Origin of the sequence: Gordonia sp. QH-12, from assembly GCF_001578675.1 — a bacterium.
Classification (GTDB): Bacteria; Actinomycetota; Actinomycetes; order Mycobacteriales; family Mycobacteriaceae; genus Gordonia; species Gordonia sihwensis.
The window spans coordinates 242,912-259,904 of sequence record NZ_KQ969283.1 but is presented as its reverse complement, the minus strand read 5'-3'; the positions used below and the strand labels follow the sequence as shown (position 1 = coordinate 259,904).

General features: G+C 69.4%; 18 protein-coding genes. 7 read left to right on the top strand and 11 right to left on the bottom strand.

Features of this window, described 5'->3' with window-relative positions; all coding sequences use genetic code 11:
- Positions 1 to 72: 72 nt before the first annotated feature.
- Entirely contained in the window at positions 73 to 660 is a 588-nt protein-coding gene (locus tag Y710_RS03215; protein ID WP_006894284.1) for a type III secretion system chaperone family protein, read from the bottom strand.
- On the bottom strand, positions 657 to 1,976 hold the full coding sequence (mshA, locus tag Y710_RS03210; protein ID WP_006894283.1) for a D-inositol-3-phosphate glycosyltransferase: 1,320 nt from the start codon (positions 1,974 to 1,976) through the stop codon (positions 657 to 659). Before mshA ends, Y710_RS03215 begins: the two co-directional genes overlap by 4 nt.
- A gap of 145 nt (positions 1,977 to 2,121) precedes the next feature.
- On the opposite strand from mshA, the gene Y710_RS03205 reads away from it, so the two are divergent.
- From Y710_RS03205 to Y710_RS03195, 3 genes are read left to right on the top strand one after another with little or no spacing between them, the layout of a single operon-like run.
- Positions 2,122 to 3,021, top strand: a complete 900-nt coding sequence (locus Y710_RS03205) for a metal ABC transporter solute-binding protein, Zn/Mn family (protein ID WP_045536871.1) — start codon at positions 2,122 to 2,124, stop codon at positions 3,019 to 3,021.
- A complete protein-coding gene (locus Y710_RS03200; protein ID WP_045536869.1) occupies positions 3,018 to 3,848 on the top strand; it encodes a metal ABC transporter ATP-binding protein in 831 nt (276 codons plus the stop codon). Before Y710_RS03205 ends, Y710_RS03200 begins: the two co-directional genes overlap by 4 nt.
- Positions 3,845 to 4,708, top strand: coding sequence for a metal ABC transporter permease (locus Y710_RS03195; RefSeq protein ID WP_062366294.1), 864 nt, complete (start codon positions 3,845 to 3,847; stop codon positions 4,706 to 4,708). The genes Y710_RS03200 and Y710_RS03195 overlap by 4 nt, the downstream gene beginning before the upstream one ends.
- 57 nt (positions 4,709 to 4,765) lie before the next feature.
- Here Y710_RS03195 and Y710_RS03190 read toward each other — a convergent pair whose 3' ends face one another.
- Positions 4,766 to 5,221 (bottom strand): DUF2599 domain-containing protein, encoded by a 456-nt coding sequence (locus tag Y710_RS03190; protein WP_062366292.1) that lies wholly within the window; start codon positions 5,219 to 5,221, stop codon positions 4,766 to 4,768.
- A gap of 11 nt (positions 5,222 to 5,232) precedes the next feature.
- Positions 5,233 to 6,786 (bottom strand): carboxylesterase/lipase family protein, encoded by a 1,554-nt coding sequence (locus Y710_RS03185; protein ID WP_062366290.1) that lies wholly within the window; start codon positions 6,784 to 6,786, stop codon positions 5,233 to 5,235.
- Between the two features lie 42 nt (positions 6,787 to 6,828).
- Between Y710_RS03185 and Y710_RS03180 the strand changes: the two genes are divergently transcribed.
- Positions 6,829 to 7,575: a 5-oxoprolinase subunit PxpA gene (locus Y710_RS03180; RefSeq protein ID WP_197462900.1), complete on the top strand. Its 747-nt coding sequence runs from the start codon at positions 6,829 to 6,831 to the stop codon at positions 7,573 to 7,575.
- A complete protein-coding gene (gene rarD / locus Y710_RS03175; RefSeq protein ID WP_062366288.1) occupies positions 7,572 to 8,492 on the top strand; it encodes an EamA family transporter RarD in 921 nt (306 codons plus the stop codon). The genes Y710_RS03180 and rarD overlap by 4 nt, the downstream gene beginning before the upstream one ends.
- On the opposite strand, the gene Y710_RS03170 is transcribed toward rarD, so the two are convergent.
- The 6 genes from Y710_RS03170 to Y710_RS03145 form a co-directional block, all read right to left on the bottom strand.
- Entirely contained in the window at positions 8,452 to 9,891 is a 1,440-nt protein-coding gene (locus tag Y710_RS03170) for a phosphatase PAP2 family protein (protein ID WP_231875659.1), read from the bottom strand. The two genes, rarD and Y710_RS03170, sit on opposite strands and share 41 nt — an antisense overlap.
- Before the next feature lie 90 nt (positions 9,892 to 9,981).
- A complete protein-coding gene (gene rlmB / locus Y710_RS03165) occupies positions 9,982 to 10,935 on the bottom strand; it encodes a 23S rRNA (guanosine(2251)-2'-O)-methyltransferase RlmB (protein WP_062366286.1) in 954 nt (317 codons plus the stop codon).
- Positions 10,935 to 12,329, bottom strand: coding sequence for a cysteine--tRNA ligase (gene cysS / locus Y710_RS03160; protein ID WP_062366284.1), 1,395 nt, complete (start codon positions 12,327 to 12,329; stop codon positions 10,935 to 10,937). The genes rlmB and cysS overlap by 1 nt, the downstream gene beginning before the upstream one ends.
- Before the next feature lie 11 nt (positions 12,330 to 12,340).
- On the bottom strand, positions 12,341 to 12,805 hold the full coding sequence (gene ispF / locus Y710_RS03155; protein ID WP_062366353.1) for a 2-C-methyl-D-erythritol 2,4-cyclodiphosphate synthase: 465 nt from the start codon (positions 12,803 to 12,805) through the stop codon (positions 12,341 to 12,343).
- A 15-nt stretch (positions 12,806 to 12,820) separates the two neighbouring features.
- Entirely contained in the window at positions 12,821 to 13,492 is a 672-nt protein-coding gene (ispD, locus tag Y710_RS03150) for a 2-C-methyl-D-erythritol 4-phosphate cytidylyltransferase (protein WP_062366351.1), read from the bottom strand.
- Positions 13,489 to 13,977: a CarD family transcriptional regulator gene (locus Y710_RS03145; protein WP_006894267.1), complete on the bottom strand. Its 489-nt coding sequence runs from the start codon at positions 13,975 to 13,977 to the stop codon at positions 13,489 to 13,491. The genes ispD and Y710_RS03145 overlap by 4 nt, the downstream gene beginning before the upstream one ends.
- Before the next feature lie 280 nt (positions 13,978 to 14,257).
- On the opposite strand from Y710_RS03145, the gene Y710_RS03140 reads away from it, so the two are divergent.
- Positions 14,258 to 14,947: a copper chaperone PCu(A)C domain-containing protein gene (locus Y710_RS03140; protein ID WP_062366282.1), complete on the top strand. Its 690-nt coding sequence runs from the start codon at positions 14,258 to 14,260 to the stop codon at positions 14,945 to 14,947.
- A gap of 132 nt (positions 14,948 to 15,079) precedes the next feature.
- On the top strand, positions 15,080 to 16,468 hold the full coding sequence (radA, locus tag Y710_RS03135) for a DNA repair protein RadA (RefSeq protein ID WP_062366280.1): 1,389 nt from the start codon (positions 15,080 to 15,082) through the stop codon (positions 16,466 to 16,468).
- On the opposite strand, the gene Y710_RS03130 is transcribed toward radA, so the two are convergent.
- The gene (locus tag Y710_RS03130; protein WP_006894262.1) at positions 16,453 to 16,992 is read right to left on the bottom strand and encodes a PaaI family thioesterase; all 540 of its coding nucleotides are present in this window, start codon (positions 16,990 to 16,992) and stop codon (positions 16,453 to 16,455) included. The two genes, radA and Y710_RS03130, sit on opposite strands and share 16 nt — an antisense overlap.
- Position 16,993 lies beyond the last annotated feature (1 nt).

Below are 16,993 nucleotides of genomic sequence, written 5' to 3'. Positions count from 1 at the left end.
GAGATGACGGGATATTCGACAATGGGCATTGTCGTGTTGATCAGGTCCCCACGCTACCCGACATTCGAGACACTACGACGGGGCTGTTCCGGCGTCGCCGACCGACCACACCGGTTCCGCGTCGGGATCGTCGAGGGGCGCGATCTGCGGCAGATCGTCCTCGTCGATCAGATGCTCGAAGGCCGCGAGGTTCCGCATCGACTCGCCCCGGGCCTTGCGCCAGGCCCATTCGCGACGGATCGAGGTGAGGAAACCGATCTCGAGGATCTGATTGAAGTCGCCGTCGGCGGCCTCGAGGACCTGGCCGAGCACCCGGTCCACCTCGGTGCGCGAGAGCGCCTCCGCGGAGATCCGCCCCACCAGGTAGATGTCGCCGACGTTGTCGAGGGTGTACGCCACCCCGTAGAGCCGGCGATTGCGTTTGAGGAGATACCGGTACACGGCCTCGAGGTTCTCGTCCGCGCGGCGGCAGACGAAGGCCTCCACTCGGACCCCGTGCGCGCCGGCGGTGAGCAGCACCGTGGTCTTGAGCTTCCGTTCTCCGGGAAGCTCGAGAACGAAGTGCTCGGACTTCGCACCGCCCGACGACTTCCGGACGTACTCGATGCCGGTCTCGTCCAGAGCGGCGCTCAGGGCCGCGGCCGTCTCGTCTGCGTTCACACCATCACCCTCGATCGGTTCCTCCAGCGTCGGATGCCGAATCGCCCGGCATCGCGTCGAACGTCGCCGCCGAACGCCGCGATCGCTCGGTCGTAACTCTCCAGCAGCGCGTCGGTGGTGTGCTCCCACGAGAACTGCCGCGCATGCAGAGCGGCCGCCCGCCCCATTCCCGCGCGGCGATCCGGGTCGGCGACGAGTTCGGCGAGGCGGTCGGTCCAGACGCCGATGTCGTGACCGTCCACCAGCACACCGGTGCGGCCGTCGTCCACCGCCACGCCGAGTCCGCCCACGCGCGCGGCGATCACCGGCACTCCGCACGCCTGCGCCTCGATCGCGACCAGCCCGAAGCTCTCCGAGTAGCTCGGCACCGCCACCAGATCGGACGCCCGGTAGACGTGCACCAGCCGCTCCGGCGGCTGCGGCGGCAGGAAGTCGACGCGGTCGGCGATTCCCAGTTGCCGAGTGAGGTCCATGAGTGCCGACGGCTGGGCCAGTCCGCTGCCCGACGGTCCGCCCACCACCAGCACGCGCAGACGCCCGGAGGAGTCGCCCGCGATCAGCGGCGCCATCGCCGAGACCAGGACGTCCGGCGCCTTCAAGGGCTGGATCCGGCCGACGAAGGTGACGAGCACATCGTTCTGATCCAGCCCGAGCGCGGCGCGGGAGGCCGCTCGGTCGCCCGGGGAGTAGCGGTCCAGATCGGCGCCGGGCACCACCACGTCGATGCGGGAGGGATCGGCGCCGTACATCTGGACCAGTTCGCCGACCTCGGTGGCGGTGTTCGCGACGAGACGGTCCGCTTCGTCGACCACCTGCTGCTCACCGACCACACGCAGCATCGGCTCGGCGGCGTCCCCCGCCGCCAGCGAGGCGTTCTTGACCGCGGCGAGCGTGTGCGCGGTGTGCACGAGCGGCACTCCCCAGCGGTCGCGCGCGAGCCAGCCGACCTGGCCCGAGAGCCAGTAGTGGGAGTGGATCAGGTCGTAGTAGCCGGGCTCCTGGGCGGCCTCCGCCCGCAGTACGTTCGCCGAGAACGCGCACAACTGGCTCGGCAGGTCACGCTTGTCGAGGCCGTCGAAGGGACCCGCGACCACATTGCGCACGGTGACCCCGGGGGCGGCCGCGACCACCGGCGCGTCCGCCGACGACGTGGCACGCGTGAAGATCTCGACCTCCACACCGCGGCGCGCCAGCCTGGTGGCCGTCTGCCAGACGTAGACGTTCATTCCTCCGGCGTCACCGGTGCCCGGCTGCGCCAACGGGGAGGTGTGCACCGAGATCAGAGCGATGCGTCTCGGGGCGGAGCCAGCGGTCATGACCCCAGACTAATGCGGCCGGCCGCGCTCGACACATGCGCAGGCGGCGACTCATGCGCACTTGAGCATCGCTTCGACATCAACGGCACCCCGGTAATACACTTTCCCGGTAACGATTTTCATTATCTTCCAAAGGAACCTCCCGATGACGAAGACCGGGTCCGCGCGCCGCGCCCTCCTGGCGCCCCTCGCCCTCCTCATCGCCGTCGCCACCGCCGCATGCGGCGGCAACGACGGTCCCGCGCCCACCGACAAACCCGTCGTCGTCGCGTCCACCGACGTGTGGGCCTCCGTCGCGAGCGCGGTGGGCGGCGAACACGCCGACGTCAGCGCCCTGTACACCTCGCCCGACGGCGATCCCCACGAGTTCGAGCCGTCGAGTGCGGATACCGCTCGCGTCCAGGACGCCAACCTCATCGTCATGAACGGCGACCACTACGACCACTTCATGGAGGAGGCGGCCGCCGACGCGAAGGGTGCCGAGGTGGTGGCCGCGGACGTGCGGTCGGACAAGACGCGCGGCAACGAGCACGTCTTCTACGACCTCGCCGCCGTCGCCGACACCGCGAACGCGATCGCGAACGAGCTCGCCGAGATCGCCCCGGCCAACGCCGCCTACTACCGCGACCGCGCCGGCGTCTTCAACAGCCAGATCAACGGACTGCGGGCCGCTCTGGCCGACATCAAGGCGCACCACGACGGCGCCGAGGTGGCGTCCACCGAACCGCTCGCCGCGGCCGTCCTCACCGACGCCGGACTGGTCGACATCGCTCCCCCGGGCTTCGTCGACGCCGTCGAGCAGGGACAGTCGCCGTCGGCCGCCGACCGCGCGAAGTTCGATGATCTGCTGACCCAGCACCGCGCCAAGGTCCTGATCTACAACCGCCAGGCCGTCGACCCGAGCACTCAGGCCGTGCTCGACACCGCCCGCAAGGCGGGAATCCCGGTGGTCGAGTTCACCGAGAGCCTGCCCGAGGGCGTGACCGACTACATCGCGTGGCAGCGCGGCCAGATCGACGCGCTGGCGAAGGCGTTGAACGGATGACCGACGCGGTACTCAGCTTTCGCGACGTCGGACTGCAGTTCGGCGACCGCGTCCTCTGGCGCGGCCTCGATCTCGACATCGCGCCCGGCGAGTTCATCGCCGTCCTCGGCCCCAACGGTTCGGGCAAGACCTCACTGCTGCGCGCGATCCTCGGCCAGACCGAACCCACCACCGGGACCATCTCCGCTCACGGCAGTCTCGGATACGTGCCGCAGCAACACGCCGAGGATTCCGACACGATGATGCTGCGCGGCCGCGACCTGGTGGGTTTCGGCGTCGACGGCTCCGCTTGGGGCATCGGGCTGCGCGGTATGTCCCGTCGGCGCACCGCCGTCGACTCGGCGCTCCGACAGGTCGGCGCCACCGGCTTCGCGAACCGGCCGCTGGGGCTGCTGTCGGGCGGCGAGCAGCAACGGCTCCGGATAGCGCAGGCGCTCACCCGCGACCCGGCCATCCTCCTGTGCGACGAGCCGCTCGCCAGTCTCGATCTCGCGAGCCAGCGGGTGGTGGTCGATCTGCTCGACGCCCGGAGGCGGCGTGATGACACCGCGGTCCTGTTCGTCACTCACGAACTCAATCCGGTGCTGCCGTTCGTCGACCGCGTGCTCTACCTGGCCGGCGGATCGTTCCGCATCGGCGCCGTCGAAGAGGTGATGAACACGCGCACCCTGACCGAGCTGTACGGCAGCCCGGTGGAGGTGCTCCGGATCGGCGGGCGGCTCGTGGTGATCGGAGGCGAGGACGATCACCACTGCGTCGCTCATCAGTATCCGGGCGACGTCCTCGGGACCGACGCCGGATTCGCGGTCGCCGGGGAGGATCTGTGATCGCGCCGACGACGACCGTGCTCGCCGCCGACATCGGCAACTTCTGGAACTTCTCGCAGACGGCAGACCTGCTCTCCCGCGACTTCGTTCAGCAGTCGGTGCTCGCCATCGCGTTGCTCGCGCTGCTCGGTGGCCTGCTGGGTCCGATGATCGTCGCACGGCAGATGAGTTTCGCCGTCCACGGTGCCGCAGAGCTCTCGTTCACCGGTGCGGCCGCCGCGCTGCTCGCCGGCGTGGGGGTGAACATCGGCGGCGTGATCGGCGCGGTGTTCGCGGCCGCGGTGTTCGGGCTCCTGGGTCGTCGCGCGAGGGAACGGGACTCGGTGATCGGTGCCGTCATGGCCTTCGGCCTCGGTCTCGGCGTGCTGTTCCTGAGCCTCTACGGCCGGGTCGGCACCGGCTTCGCACTGCTGGCCGGGCAGGTGGCGAGTGTCGGACGCACCGGACTGATCGCCGTCGCGGTGACCGCGGCGGTCGTGGTGGTGGTGTACGCGATCATCTACCGTCCGCTGATGTTCGCCAGCCTGGATCCGCGGGTCGCCGCGGCGTCCGGCGTCCCGGTACGGCTGCTGTCGGTGGTGTTCGCGATCCTGGTCGGTCTCGCGGCCGCGCAGGGCGTGCAGATCATCGGCGCCCTGCTGGTGATGAGCCTGCTGATCACTCCGGCCGCAGCGGCGGTCCGGCTGTCGGCCAATCCGACGGTCGTGGTGGTGCTGTCGGTCGTCTTCGCCGGAGTCTCCGCCATCGGCGGGCTCATCCTGTCGCTCGCGCCAGAACTCCCGGTGTCGGTGATGGTCACCACCATCTCGTTCGCCATCTACCTCGTCTGCCGCGTGGTGGGGATGCGGTCGCGCGACTGAGGCGGCGGCCGAGCGACGCTCCTCGACTCGCTCGACCGGCCTGGGAACCTCAGTCCCCTACTCCTCCGGACCGCCCGGATTGCAGCGGCTCGAGATCATCTCCTCGGGCGACACCACGGGACGGTTCGGTTCGATGTTCCAGGTCGGCTTGTCCGGCTGGACTATGCGGGCGAACGTCCAGTGACAGTCGAACTGCGCCTTCATCCCCGGGGTGTCCGCGCCCGGATCGAGTCGAAGGACCTCGCGCCACGCCTCGTCGCCCGCCGTCGGCGACTGCACCCTCCGGCCGTTGGGAGTGGGGGCGATCTGCAGGCTCGGTCCCACTTCGGTCTGCACCCAATCGGCCGACGCGATGTACGGCGGCGGAAGCACCGGAGTCGGGGCGCTGCTCGTGACCGAGGACGAGGCCGTGACCCGGGTCGGGGTCGAGTCCGAAGGCGACACCGCCGACTCGTTCCCGCCGGAACATCCCGCGAGCGCGATCGCGGCGGTGCACGTCACCGCCGCGAGCATCGCGGGACGTCTCACGAAGGCTCCCCCAGATGAATTCGGTCCCACGCCTCGCGGCGGTCCCGGTCGGGATCGATCTCTACGCGCGTCGGATCGTCCAGCACCATCACCCTGCGATCCTCGCGCGAATAGCGCGGCCAGTCCGGTGCGGGCACGCCGGTGCGCGCGAACCAACTCCACATCGACTGCATCGTCGCGGTGATCCGCTTCGTCGACCCCCAACTGCCCGCGGCGGCGAGACCGACGCCGATCGGATCCCGGTACGTGCCGAACACCGCCAGCAGTTCGGTCGCGTGGGTCGCACCGATTCCGGTGGCCTTCAGCAGCAGCGGCGCGTAGTCGAAGCGGTACACGTACGTGGGCGCGTGGTCACTGTGATACCCGGCGAACCGGATCGTCGGGGTCCAGAACGTCGCATCGGCGGCGATCATCACATCGCGGCGCTTGACCGGATAGAGGTTCTGCAGCAGATCGGCGTCGCCGGTGTCGCCGAGCCCCACGAGTGCCTGGTCGCTGTCGGGAAGGATGTTCCAGAACCGGGCGAACAGTTCGCCCTCGTCTTTGTTGTTGCCGATGATGGTCGGGACCGAGATGGTGTTGCCGTCGCGCGCCGCGTCGAGCGGATGCTGCGGGAGATAGTCGCCGTCGACCACCGGGGCGAAGGGAATCGGGTCGGTGAGCCGGGCACCGCGGGTGAAGCCGATCAGCTTGTTGCCCGCGCGCAGCAGTTCGGTCGCGGTGGCGCCCCCGAGGACGCGTGCCACCAGCGCCGGATCGTGAGGCGGCTCGTCGCGCTCGGGCCCCTTGCGCCGGGTGGGATCGATCAGTATCCGGACGAACTCGTCGGCGAACAGGCGCGCATTGTCCTTGCTGACGATCAGGTCCGGGGCAGGGCTCTGCGAGATTGCTCCGGAGAACAGTCCCTTCGCGGACGGCGTGGACAGCAGCGTGAGCACCGCCGACCCGCCCGCGCTCTCACCGAACACCGTCACCCGCGACGGATCCCCGCCGAACGCGGAGATGTTGCGCTGCACCCACTCCAGACCGGCGACCATGTCGCGCAGCCCCACGTTGGCGTCGAACGGCCGCTCGTCGGTCGAGTACTCGCTGAAGTCGAGGAATCCGAGCGGACCGTAGCGGTAGTTCACCGTCACCACGATCACGTCGCGCGCCCGAGCGAGGTACGCGCCGTCGTAGATCGGTGTCGACGTGCCGCCGAGGATGTAGGCACCGCCGTAGTTGAACACCATCACAGGGCGCGGCGTAGCCGAGACGGTCGACGGCGCGAAGACGTTCAGGGTCAGACAATCCTCGCTGCGCGGCTGGAACTTACCGGCCCCGCGCGCCGTGAAGAGCTTGTCCTGGATCGGTGCGGCCCCGTAGTCGTAGCACTCGAGTACCCCCGGCCAGGGTGTCACCGGGCGCGGTGCCCGCCACCGGTGCTGCCGCACGGGCGGCTCCGCGAAGGGGATGCCCCGCCATGAGATGGTGCCGCGACGCGCTCCGCGCCCGCGCTTGCCGTCGACCGCACCGTCGAGGGTCTGAACCACAGTGTCCATTACTGCCATGGCGTCGACCCTAACCCGAGCGTGGTCATTACCATCGACACCGTGGGCCTCTCTTCTCGCGTCATCGATCTGAACGCCGACCTCGGCGAGGGGGTCGGCCACGACTCGGCGATGATCACCCTGGTGACGAGCGCTAACGTCGCGTGCGGCTTCCATGCAGGCACTCCGCGCGAACTGTTGGCCACCTGCCGCGAGGCCGCCGCCGCCGGCGTGCGGATCGGCGCGCAGGTCTCCTACCCGGACCTGTCCGGGTTCGGCCGCCGTTTCATGGATCTCGCCCCCGACGACCTGTTCGCCGACATCGTGTATCAGATCGGCGCTCTGCGGGCGCTCACCGAATCCGTCGGCGCCACCGTGGAATACGTGAAGCCGCACGGCGCGCTCTACAACGCGGTGGTGCATCACACGACGCAGGCCGGCGTCGTCGTCGAGGCGGCGGCCGCGTCCGGCCTCCCCCTCATGTGCCTGCCCGGATCGGAGGTGGAGCGGATCGCCGGCTCAGCGGACGTGCCGGTCATCCGCGAGGCCTTCGCCGATCGCGGCTACACCCCCGAGGGCACGCTGGTGCCCCGGTCCGAGCCCGGTGCCCTGCTCACCGATCCGGCCGAGGTGGCATCGCGAGTGCTCGAGTTGGCGGAGACCGGACGGATCACGGCGATCGACGGCACGGTGGTGGAAGTGGTCGCCGACTCGGTGTGCCTGCACGGCGACACCCCCGGCGCGGTGGAGCACGCCCGTCGTGTCCGCGCCGCGCTCGCACGCGCCGGCGTCGACGTGCGCGCTCGGTGAGAACCCCCGTACCCGCCGACAGCGCCCGCGGGGTGGCCGCGGGATTCGGCGCCTACGCGCTGTGGGGCCTGTTCCCGATCCTGTTCGACGCGATGCTCCCGGCCGGTCCGTGGGAGATCCTCGCCAACCGCATCCTGTGGACGCTCGTGCTGTGCGCTGCGATTCTCGCCGTGCTGCGCGACTGGTCGTGGATCGCGCCGCTCCGCCGACGACCCCGGCTGATCGCCGGCGTCACCGCCGCCGCCCTGCTCATCGCCACCAACTGGGTCGTGTACGTCGCAGCTGTCACCTCCGGCCACACCAGCGACGCCGCCCTCGGCTACTTCCTGAATCCGATCGTCACCGTGGCCCTGGGCGTGGTGCTGCTGCGGGAACGCCTGCGGCCACTGCAATGGGCGGCGGTGGCGGTCGGCGTGGTCGCGGGCGGCTATCTCACCTTCGCCGCGGGCGTGTTTCCGACCACGGCGCTGGCCCTGGCCGCGTCGTTCGCCCTGTACGGGCTGGTCAAGAAGAAGGTCGGCGACACTCTGCCCGCGCTTCACGGACTCACCTTGGAGACGGCGATACTGGCGCCGGCCGCGGCCGTCATCCTGGTGGTCGTCGCATTCACTCCGGCCGGTCTCACGTTCGGTGACGGCGTCGGGCACACCGGCCTGCTGGTGTTCTCCGGCGTCGCGACCGCGGTGCCGCTGCTGCTGTTCGCCGCTGCCGCCCGTCGCATCCCGCTGGTGACCGTCGGGCTGATCCAGTTCGTCACACCGATCATGCAGCTGCTGTGCGCGGTGCTGATCCTCGACGAACACCTGCCGCCCGAACGCTGGATCGGATTCGCGATCGTGTGGGTGGCGCTGGCGCTGCTGGCGACCGACAGCGTCCTCAGAGCTTGGTGGAACCGGCCTTCTTCGCCTCGCGCGTGATCGAGGACCAGGCCTCGCTTCCCCAGGTCCGCGCCGCGGCGGCCCATTCGCGTCCCCTCCGCACCATCGGGCCGGTCTCGGCGGGGATCTCGCCGGCCGGGATCCGATCGCGACCGGGGTGCATCTCCACGGTGAGGAAGGCCGCCGCCACCGCGAGCACGGTGGCGATCAGCGCGAGCCCGCCGAGCACGCCGCTGTCGGACATCTCGACGGCCAGGTACCGCGTGGCCAGAAGCAGCCCGGAGAAGGCCGCGGTGCCGAAGACGACCACCGCGAGCCGGTGACGCGACCAGCCCAGTTCGGGGCGGGTGAGCGCCGCCTCCAGCGTGAGGGTGAAGATCGCTCCGGCGAGGACGTCGATCGCGTAGTGGAAGCCGAAGCCGAGGGTCGCGCCGGTGGTGCAGATCAACCAGAACGTGCCGAACACCTTCGACAGCACCGGACCCCGCCATCCGTGCAGGAAGATGCACATCGCCCATGCGGTGTGCAGGCTCGGCATGCAGTTCCGTGCCACGCTCTGGTTGTAGTAGTGCGCCGCGGGATCGCCGATCACCGGCAACTGCTGCGGCCACACGTCCTGCCAGTCCGCGCCCAGCAGCTCGTGACCGAAGGCGTAGGTGGGGCCTACGACGGGGAACAGGAAGTAGATCACCGGACCGATCAGCCCGATCAGCAGGAAGGTCCGCACGATGTGATGCCGCGGGAAGCCGTCGCGGGTGCTGTTGCGGAGTTGGAAGAAGGCGATCACCGCCGCGGCCACCGGCAGGTACACGTAGACCTTGCTGAGGACCTCTGTGAGCCACGGGGTGCCGGAGACCACCGAGCCGATCGCCCACGACGGGCTGCCGAGGGCCCGGTCGGCGAGTTCGACGTATTCGTCGAGCACGTTCGGGTTGGCCCGGCTCGACAGCACCAGCCACACGTCGCCGACGCGACCCATCACGATCAACAGCAGCCCGAGGCCCACCGCCTTGAGAGTTCCGGCCCGCTCGCGCCCGTGCAGTCGCCATCCCGCGAAGGCGGCCGTGCCGATCAACGCGAACAGGATGCCGTTCCCGACGGTCGGGGCGTTGCCGACGATCAGACGCTGCGTGTTCCAGGCGAGTTCGAGTGCGACGGCCGCGCCCACCACGGGCAGTCGCATCCGCGACGGCATGCACACGAGTGCGAGCAGCATGCCCGCGATCTTGATCTCACCGATCTGCGGCCGTCCCACCAGATCGGTGGCGAGGAGATCCAGCGGTCCGCGCAGGTGGTTCAGCCGAGCGACGACCTCGATCAGGATGACGAACCCGACCAGGATTCCGACGATGAGCGCCCAGACACGGCCCGAGAACTCGAGACGGCGCCCCGAACGCAGCTGCGCCCACATCGACCGCAAGGAATCCTCAGCAAACATTCCTTACACGTTAGTAAACGAATACTTAACAGTAGGAATCAGAGTGACGCAATCGTCATTCAACCGAACGAACAACGTGACCCGCAGCACTCAGCCGACGCGGCGTTGCCTGGCGAACTCCGCCAGGACCACACCTGCCGCGACTGAGGCGTTGAGGCTCTCCACCTCGCCCGCGATCGGGATCGACAGGATCGAGTCGCAGTTCTCGCGAACCAGACGCGACAGCCCCTTGCCCTCCGAACCGACGACGATCACCGTGGGGCCCGTGCCGTCGTAGTCGTCGAGCGAGACGTCGCCGCCCGCGTCGAGTCCGACGATCTGGGCGCCCTTCTTGGCCCAGTCGAGCAGGGTGCGGTTCAGATTCGGCGTGGCCGCCACCGACATCCGGGCCGCAGCACCCGCGCTGGTGCGCCACGCGACGGCGGTCATCCCCGCGCTGCGCCGCTGCGGGATCACCACACCGTGTCCGCCGAACGCGGCCACACTGCGGATCACCGCACCGAGGTTGCGCGGGTCGGTGATGTTGTCGAGCGCCACCAGCAACGGCGCCTGCGGCGCGGCGAGGGCATCCGCCATGAGATCGTCCGGGTGCGCGTACTGGTACTCCGGCACCTGCAGTGCGAGCCCCTGATGCAGCCCGTTCGGCGACATCCGGTCCAGTTCCGGCTTCGCGACCTCGAGGATCGAGATCCCGCGGTCTCCCGCGGTGTGCACCGCCTCCTTGACGCGCTCGTCGGCGTCCACTGTCGTCATCACATACAGCGCGGTGGCGGGCACCCCGGCACGCAGACATTCGACGACCGGGTTGCGGCCCACGACGTACTCCGGACCGCCGTCCTCGGACTTGCGGTGATTTCGACGCCCCGCGGCCTTGGCCGCGGCCTTCGCCTTCTTGTGAGCGGGGTGGTAGGTGCGGTCGACGGCCTTCGGAGTGGCTCCGCGGCCTTCGAGACCGCGCCGGCGCTGCCCGCCGGACCCGACGACCTGGCCCTTCTTGCTTCCGGCCTTCCTGGTCGCCCCGCGACGCTGTGAGTTTCCGGCCATCAGTGTTCCTTCGATTTGAGCGCCCACTGGGCGCCGTCTGGGGTGTCGGTCACTTCGACGCCGGCTGCGGCGAGCCGGTCGCGGACCTCGTCCGCGGTGGTCCAGTCCTTGGCGGCGCGGGCCTGCGCCCGCCGGTCCAATTCTGCCTTGACGAGCACGTCGAGCGCAGCGTGAGCGTCGTCATCGACGCCCTCGGCGGCCCAGTGCGGGTCGAGCGGATCGGTCCCGAGGACCGCGGTCATGGCCCTCACCTGCGCCGCGATCTGCCTCGCGCGGCCACCGTCGCCCGACTCCAGGGCGGTGTTGCCCTCGCGGACGGCGTTGTGCACGGCCGCGAGCGCGGCCGGAACTCCGAGGTCGTCGTCCAGGGCGGCGGCGAAGTCGTCGTTCACCTCGCCGACCTCGACGTCGCCGACGCGTTCGGCGACGCGATGCACGAACGACTCGATACGCCGATAGCCGGCCGCGGCCTCGGCCAGCGCGCCGTCGGAGTACTCGAGCATGGACCGGTAGTGCGCGCTCCCGAGGTAGTAGCGCAGTTCCACGGCCCGGGCCCGCTCCAGCATCGCCGGGATGGCGACCACGTTGCCGAGCGATTTGCTCATCTTCTCGCCGCTCATCGTGACCCAGCCGTTGTGCAGCCAGTACCGAGCGAAGCCGTCGCCGGCACCGTGGCTCTGAGCGATCTCGTTCTCGTGATGCGGAAAGATCAAATCCATTCCGCCGCAATGAATGTCGAACTCGGCACCGAGCAGCGAGGTCGCCATCGCCGAGCACTCGAGGTGCCAGCCGGGACGCCCGTCGCCCCACGGCGTCGGCCACGACGGCTCCCCGGGCTTGGTGGCCTTCCACAGCGTGAAGTCACGGGGATCGCGCTTGCCGGTGCCCGCGCTCTCACCCTGGTGTACGTCCTCGAGCCGGTGGCCGGAGAGGCTTCCGTAGTCGGGCAGACTGCGCACGTCGAAGTAGACGTTGCCGTCGGCGGCGTACGCGTGACCGCGCTCGATGAGACGCTCCATGTACTGCACCATCTGGGTGATGAAGCCCGTGGCACGCGGCTCCGCCGAGGGCGGCAGCACACCGAGGGCGTCGTAGGCCCGGGTGAACTCCCTCTCGTGCGTGGCCGCCCATTCCCACCACGGACGGCCCGCTTCGGCGGCCTTGTTCAAGATCTTGTCGTCGATGTCGGTGACGTTGCGGACGAAGAGCACGTCCAACCCGCGGTAGGCGAGCCACCGCCGCAGCACGTCGAACGCGATGCCGCTCCGGACGTGACCGATGTGGGGAACGCCCTGAACCGTCGCACCGCACAGGTACACCGATGCCGTTCCGGGACGAAGGGGAACGAAGTCGCGAACCTCGCGGGCAGCCGAGTCGTAGAGGCGTAGAGTCACGGCCTGCGATTCTACTTGAGGGCCAGCAGTGCGGTGGCCACCGCCGCGATGCCCTCGCCGCGTCCTGTCAGACCCAGTCCGTCGCTGGTGGTGCCGGAGACCGAGACCGGTGCCCCCAGCAGATCGGACAGCACCCGCTGGGCCTCCGCACGACGCGGCCCGACCTTCGGCCGCTCCCCGATGATCTGCACCGAGGCGTTCACCGGAGCGAAGCCCGCCTCGTCGAGAAGGCCGCGGACGTGGCCGAGCATCGCCGCGCCGGTGACCCCGGACCACTCCGGTCGCCCCACGCCGAAGACCGCGCCGACATCGCCCAGCCCGGCGGCCGAGAGCAGTGCGTCGCAGAGTGCGTGAACGCCGACGTCGCCGTCGGAGTGCCCCGAGCAGCCGTCGGCGTCGTCGAAGAGCAGCCCCAGCATCCAGCAGGGTCGGCCGGCCTCGATCGGGTGGACGTCGGTCCCGACGCCGACGCGCATGTCCATCGCAGACACTCAGTGCTCCTGTGCGGTGATGAGCCTGGCCAGTGCCAGGTCGAACTGGGTGGTCACCTTGAACGCCATCGCGTCGCCCGGGATCACTCGAACCGGGATGCCCAGGGCTTCGACCAGTCCGGCGTCGTCGGTGGCGTCTGCCTGTGCGTCGTGCGCCCGGCGCAGCACCTGTGCGGTGAAACCCTGCGGGGTCTGCACGGCACGCAGCTCCGACCGGTCGGGAGTTTCCCGCACCAAGCCGTGGACGTCGACCCGTTTGAGCGTGTCGGCGACCGCGATCCCCGGGACCACCGCGTCGGCGCCGCCCCGGAGCGCGGTGACCACCGAGGCGAAGAGGGCCGGCGGGGTGAGAGCCCGGGCCGCATCGTGCACCAGGATCAGTTCCGCTTCGGGCACGGCCGCCAGACCGGCCCGGACCGAATCGCTCCGCTCGGCTCCGCCCGGCACCACGACGGCGTCCGGGACGAGCGCTGCGGCGCGGTCGAGCAGTTCCGGAGGTGCGGCCACGACGATGACGTCGACGACGCCGGACCTGCGTGCCGCCGAGGCGCTCAGCTCGAGCAGCGTGACGCCGTCGAGCTCGACGAACGCCTTCGGCACGGTCTCACCGAGACGCGTACCTCTTCCCGCTGCCGGGATCAGTGCGGCTACCGGGCCACTGCCTGCTGTCAGGACGCCGCAGCCAGGATCTCGTCGAGCATGCTGTCGGCCTTGGCGTCGTTGGTGTGCTGTGCGAGCGAGAGCTCGTCGACCAGCACGCGCCGGGCCCGGGTCAGCATGCGCTTCTCGCCTGCCGACAGACCGCGGTCCTGCTCGCGGCGCCACAGATCGCGGACGATCTCGGCCACCTTGATGATGTCGCCGGAGATCAGCTTCTCCTGATTGGCTTTGAATCGGCGGGCCCAGTTGGTGGGCTCCTCCGTGTGCGGTGCGCGCAGCACCTGAAAGACCTGATCCAGACCCTCCTGGCCGACCACGTCGCGCACACCGACGTAATCGAGCTTGCTGGACGGGATCTGAACTGTCATGTCACCGTCGGCAACCTTCAGGACCAGGTACTCGATCTCTTCACCCTTGATGGTCCGAATGACGATGTCTTCGACTCGAGCAGCACCGTGATGGGGGTATACAACGGTGTCGCCAACTTTGAAATTCAATGTCCACTGCCCCTTTCGAATGTAACCAGTCTAACACGCGAGGGCCGACAGCCTTCTCCAACGGTGCAGGTCAACCGAGGTGCAAGCAGGTGAACGACGGTATTTGCGCCCCGCCTGCCACCTTCGGGAAGCACAGTTGCACGCCTGAACCGAACGGCCCGGCGCTAATATCATCGGGACAATCTGGCGACCCGGGCGAACTTTTCCCGGCCTCGCCAACTACGCTGCGTAGTGAGAGTTCGCATCACCGGCGGACAACGCGACGACCACCCCGGAGGAAATGGTGTCAGTGCTCAATCGGTCCACCCGCCGTCTGGCCTCGGCCGCCGCTGTCGGCGCGCTCGGCATCGCGATCGCCCTCGGCACCACGGCCTGCGGTGCGGGAAAGATCTCGCAGACCGCGAATCAGGAGCCGGCCGTCAACGGCGCGAGCGGATCCATCACTCTGACCCCGTCCGAGTACGACGGCCAGGAGATGTCGAACGGATCGATCGCGATCCGCAATGCGCATGTGCTGTACCCGGTCTCGAAGGCCGACCAGATCTTCGGCGACGGCGGACCGTTCGCCCTCGCGTTCAACATCGCCAACGACAGCCCCACTCGCGTGGTCAAGCTGCAGAGCGTCTCGGCGAAGACCGGCAACATCAAGCTGACGCCGCCGACCTCGACCACCGGCGGCGACCCCGCCTCCATCGCCCCCGGAAAGGCCCTGCTGGCCGGACAGCCGTCCGGCTCGGATCCGGATCTGGCCGCCGGAGCGGACAGCCGCTGGACGGTGGAGCTCACCAACGCCGGCGACACCGTCGCCGCCGGTCTGACCGTCCCGATCACCTTCAACTTCGCCGTCTACGACCTGGGCGGCAAGCAGGTCGAGACCGTGTCGACCACCGTCGACACCCCGGTCGACGGCGGCACGCTCAACGAGCGCCAGGACGTCGTCCGCGACGTGCAGGGCGAGAGCGAGCACTGAGCCGCACCGAACTCCTCACAGCGGCGCCCCGGTCACTCGACCCGGGGCGCCGCTCTTGTCGTACCGGTCGCCTACAGTGTCTGCGTGGCCGGACGGACCGGGTGACGAGCGCGTCGGCGGACAGGGGAAGACATGGCTAAGACCCGATCGGTGTTCCGCTGCTCCGCATGCGGTCACCAGGTGGCGAAGTGGTTCGGCAGATGCCCCGAGTGCGGCGAATGGGGAACCATCGCCGAATCGGCGCCGGCGGCCGCCGCCGCACGCACCGGCACCACGTCGGTGGCACCGTCCAGTCCGGCCGTCCGCATCACCGAGGTGGTCTCCGGAGCGGTGGGCTCATGCCCCACCGGCATCGCCGAGTTCGACCGCGTGCTCGGCCGCGGAGTGGTCCCCGGTTCGGTGATCCTGCTCGCGGGCGAGCCCGGGGTCGGCAAATCGACACTCCTGCTCGAAACCGTGAAACACTGGGCGGCGCAAGGCAAGACGGCCCTGTACGTCACCGGGGAGGAGTCGGCCGGCCAGGTCCGGCTTCGCGCCGAACGCACCGACGCGGTGCACGAGAACATCTACCTGGCGTCGGAGACCGACCTCGCGACGGTGCTCGGACACGTCGAGGCGGTGGCGCCCACCCTGCTGATCGTCGACTCCGTGCAGACGATGGTCGCGACGGGCACCGACGGCGTCACCGGCGGTGTCACGCAGATCCGGGCGGTCACCACCGCACTGGTCTCGCTCGCCAAGACGAGCGGAATCGCCGTGATCCTGGTCGGTCACGTCACCAAGGACGGCACCGTGGCCGGTCCCCGCTCACTGGAGCATCTGGTGGACGTGGTGCTGGCCTTCGAAGGCGACCGCCACTCGTCGCTGCGGATGATCCGGGGCATCAAGAACCGATTCGGCCCCTCCGACGAAGTCGGCTGCTTCGAGCAGCGGTCCGACGGCATCCATCAGGTCAGCGACCCGTCGGGCATCTTCGTACACCACCACGAGTCCGATGTCGCGGGCAGCGCCGCCCTGGTCGCGATGGACGGCCGCCGCGCCCTCGTCGGCCAGATCCAGGCGCTGCTCAACGACACCCAGATGACCTCGCCCAGGCGCGCGGTCTCCGGTCTGGACTCGGCGCGTGTGGCGATGATGCTCGCCGTCGCCGAGAAGCACGCGGGCATCAAGGCCAGCACCAAGGAGGTCTACGCCTCCACCGTCGGCGGGATGAAAGTCACCGAGCCGGCCGCCGACCTGGCGATCTTCCTGGCGCTCTACTCGTCGCACCACAACGTCGCGGTACCGTCGTCGACCGTCGCGATCGGCGAGGTCGGCCTCGCCGGCGAGGTCCGCCGTGTGTCGTCGGTGGGCCGCCGAGTCGCCGAGGCCAAACGGCTCGGGTTCGGGCACGCGATCATTCCCGCCGGAACGCAGGACGAGGATCTGCCGCGCGGAATCCGCATCAGCCGGGTCAACAACCTCCTGGAGGCACAGTCGGCGGCGACGGCGCGGTCGGACTACGCTCAGGCCCCGTTCTGATGCCCTGAGGGATGCACCGCGCGATCGCGGTATCCGGCGAAGTGCTTCTCGAGATCGATGGCGATGAACAGCCCGTGCGCCGCGGCGACGGGCTCCTGGGGATCGCCGAGATGGGCGACGGCGCGCGTGTAGACCTTGCGGCGCACGCCCCCGAGGATCTCACCGGTGAACTGCACGGTGGAGCCCAGCGGAATCGGCTTGGCGTAGTCGATCTCCAGGTGCCCGGTCACCACCGGCATGCGGAGCAGCAGCGGCGAGGTTCCCATCACCTCGTCGAAGGCGGTGGAGAGGAGTCCGCCGTGGATCACGCCGGGACCGCCCTGCATCCAGTCCTCCACCTTCATCGATGCGGACACCGTGAGCCCCTCGCCCGCGATCACGTCGATTCGCAGGCCCACCGGCGCGTCGGCGCCGCATCCGAAACACATACTGTGATGCAGGTTGATTCGACGGCCGGGCGACGTCGCCTTCGGGTCGCGGGACAGTGGCTCGATGTCTGCGGGCAGCACGAATGAGGTCTTCACG

Bases quoted from the DNA above. Each gene is read 5' to 3' on its own strand.
- mshA (WP_006894283.1), bottom strand. From the start codon at position 1,976: ATGACCGCTGGCTCCGCCCCGAGACGCATCGCTCTGATCTCGGTGCAC.
- Y710_RS03205 (WP_045536871.1), top strand. From the start codon at position 2,122: ATGACGAAGACCGGGTCCGCGCGCCGCGCCCTCCTGGCGCCCCTCGCC.
- Y710_RS03200 (WP_045536869.1), top strand. From the start codon at position 3,018: ATGACCGACGCGGTACTCAGCTTTCGCGACGTCGGACTGCAGTTCGGC.
- Y710_RS03190 (WP_062366292.1), bottom strand. From the start codon at position 5,221: ATGCTCGCGGCGGTGACGTGCACCGCCGCGATCGCGCTCGCGGGATGT.
- Y710_RS03185 (WP_062366290.1), bottom strand. From the start codon at position 6,786: ATGGCAGTAATGGACACTGTGGTTCAGACCCTCGACGGTGCGGTCGAC.
- Y710_RS03170 (WP_231875659.1), bottom strand. From the start codon at position 9,891: ATGTTTGCTGAGGATTCCTTGCGGTCGATGTGGGCGCAGCTGCGTTCG.
- rlmB (WP_062366286.1), bottom strand. From the start codon at position 10,935: ATGGCCGGAAACTCACAGCGTCGCGGGGCGACCAGGAAGGCCGGAAGC.
- ispF (WP_062366353.1), bottom strand. From the start codon at position 12,805: ATGCGCGTCGGCGTCGGGACCGACGTCCACCCGATCGAGGCCGGCCGA.
- Y710_RS03140 (WP_062366282.1), top strand. From the start codon at position 14,258: ATGGTGTCAGTGCTCAATCGGTCCACCCGCCGTCTGGCCTCGGCCGCC.
- radA (WP_062366280.1), top strand. From the start codon at position 15,080: ATGGCTAAGACCCGATCGGTGTTCCGCTGCTCCGCATGCGGTCACCAG.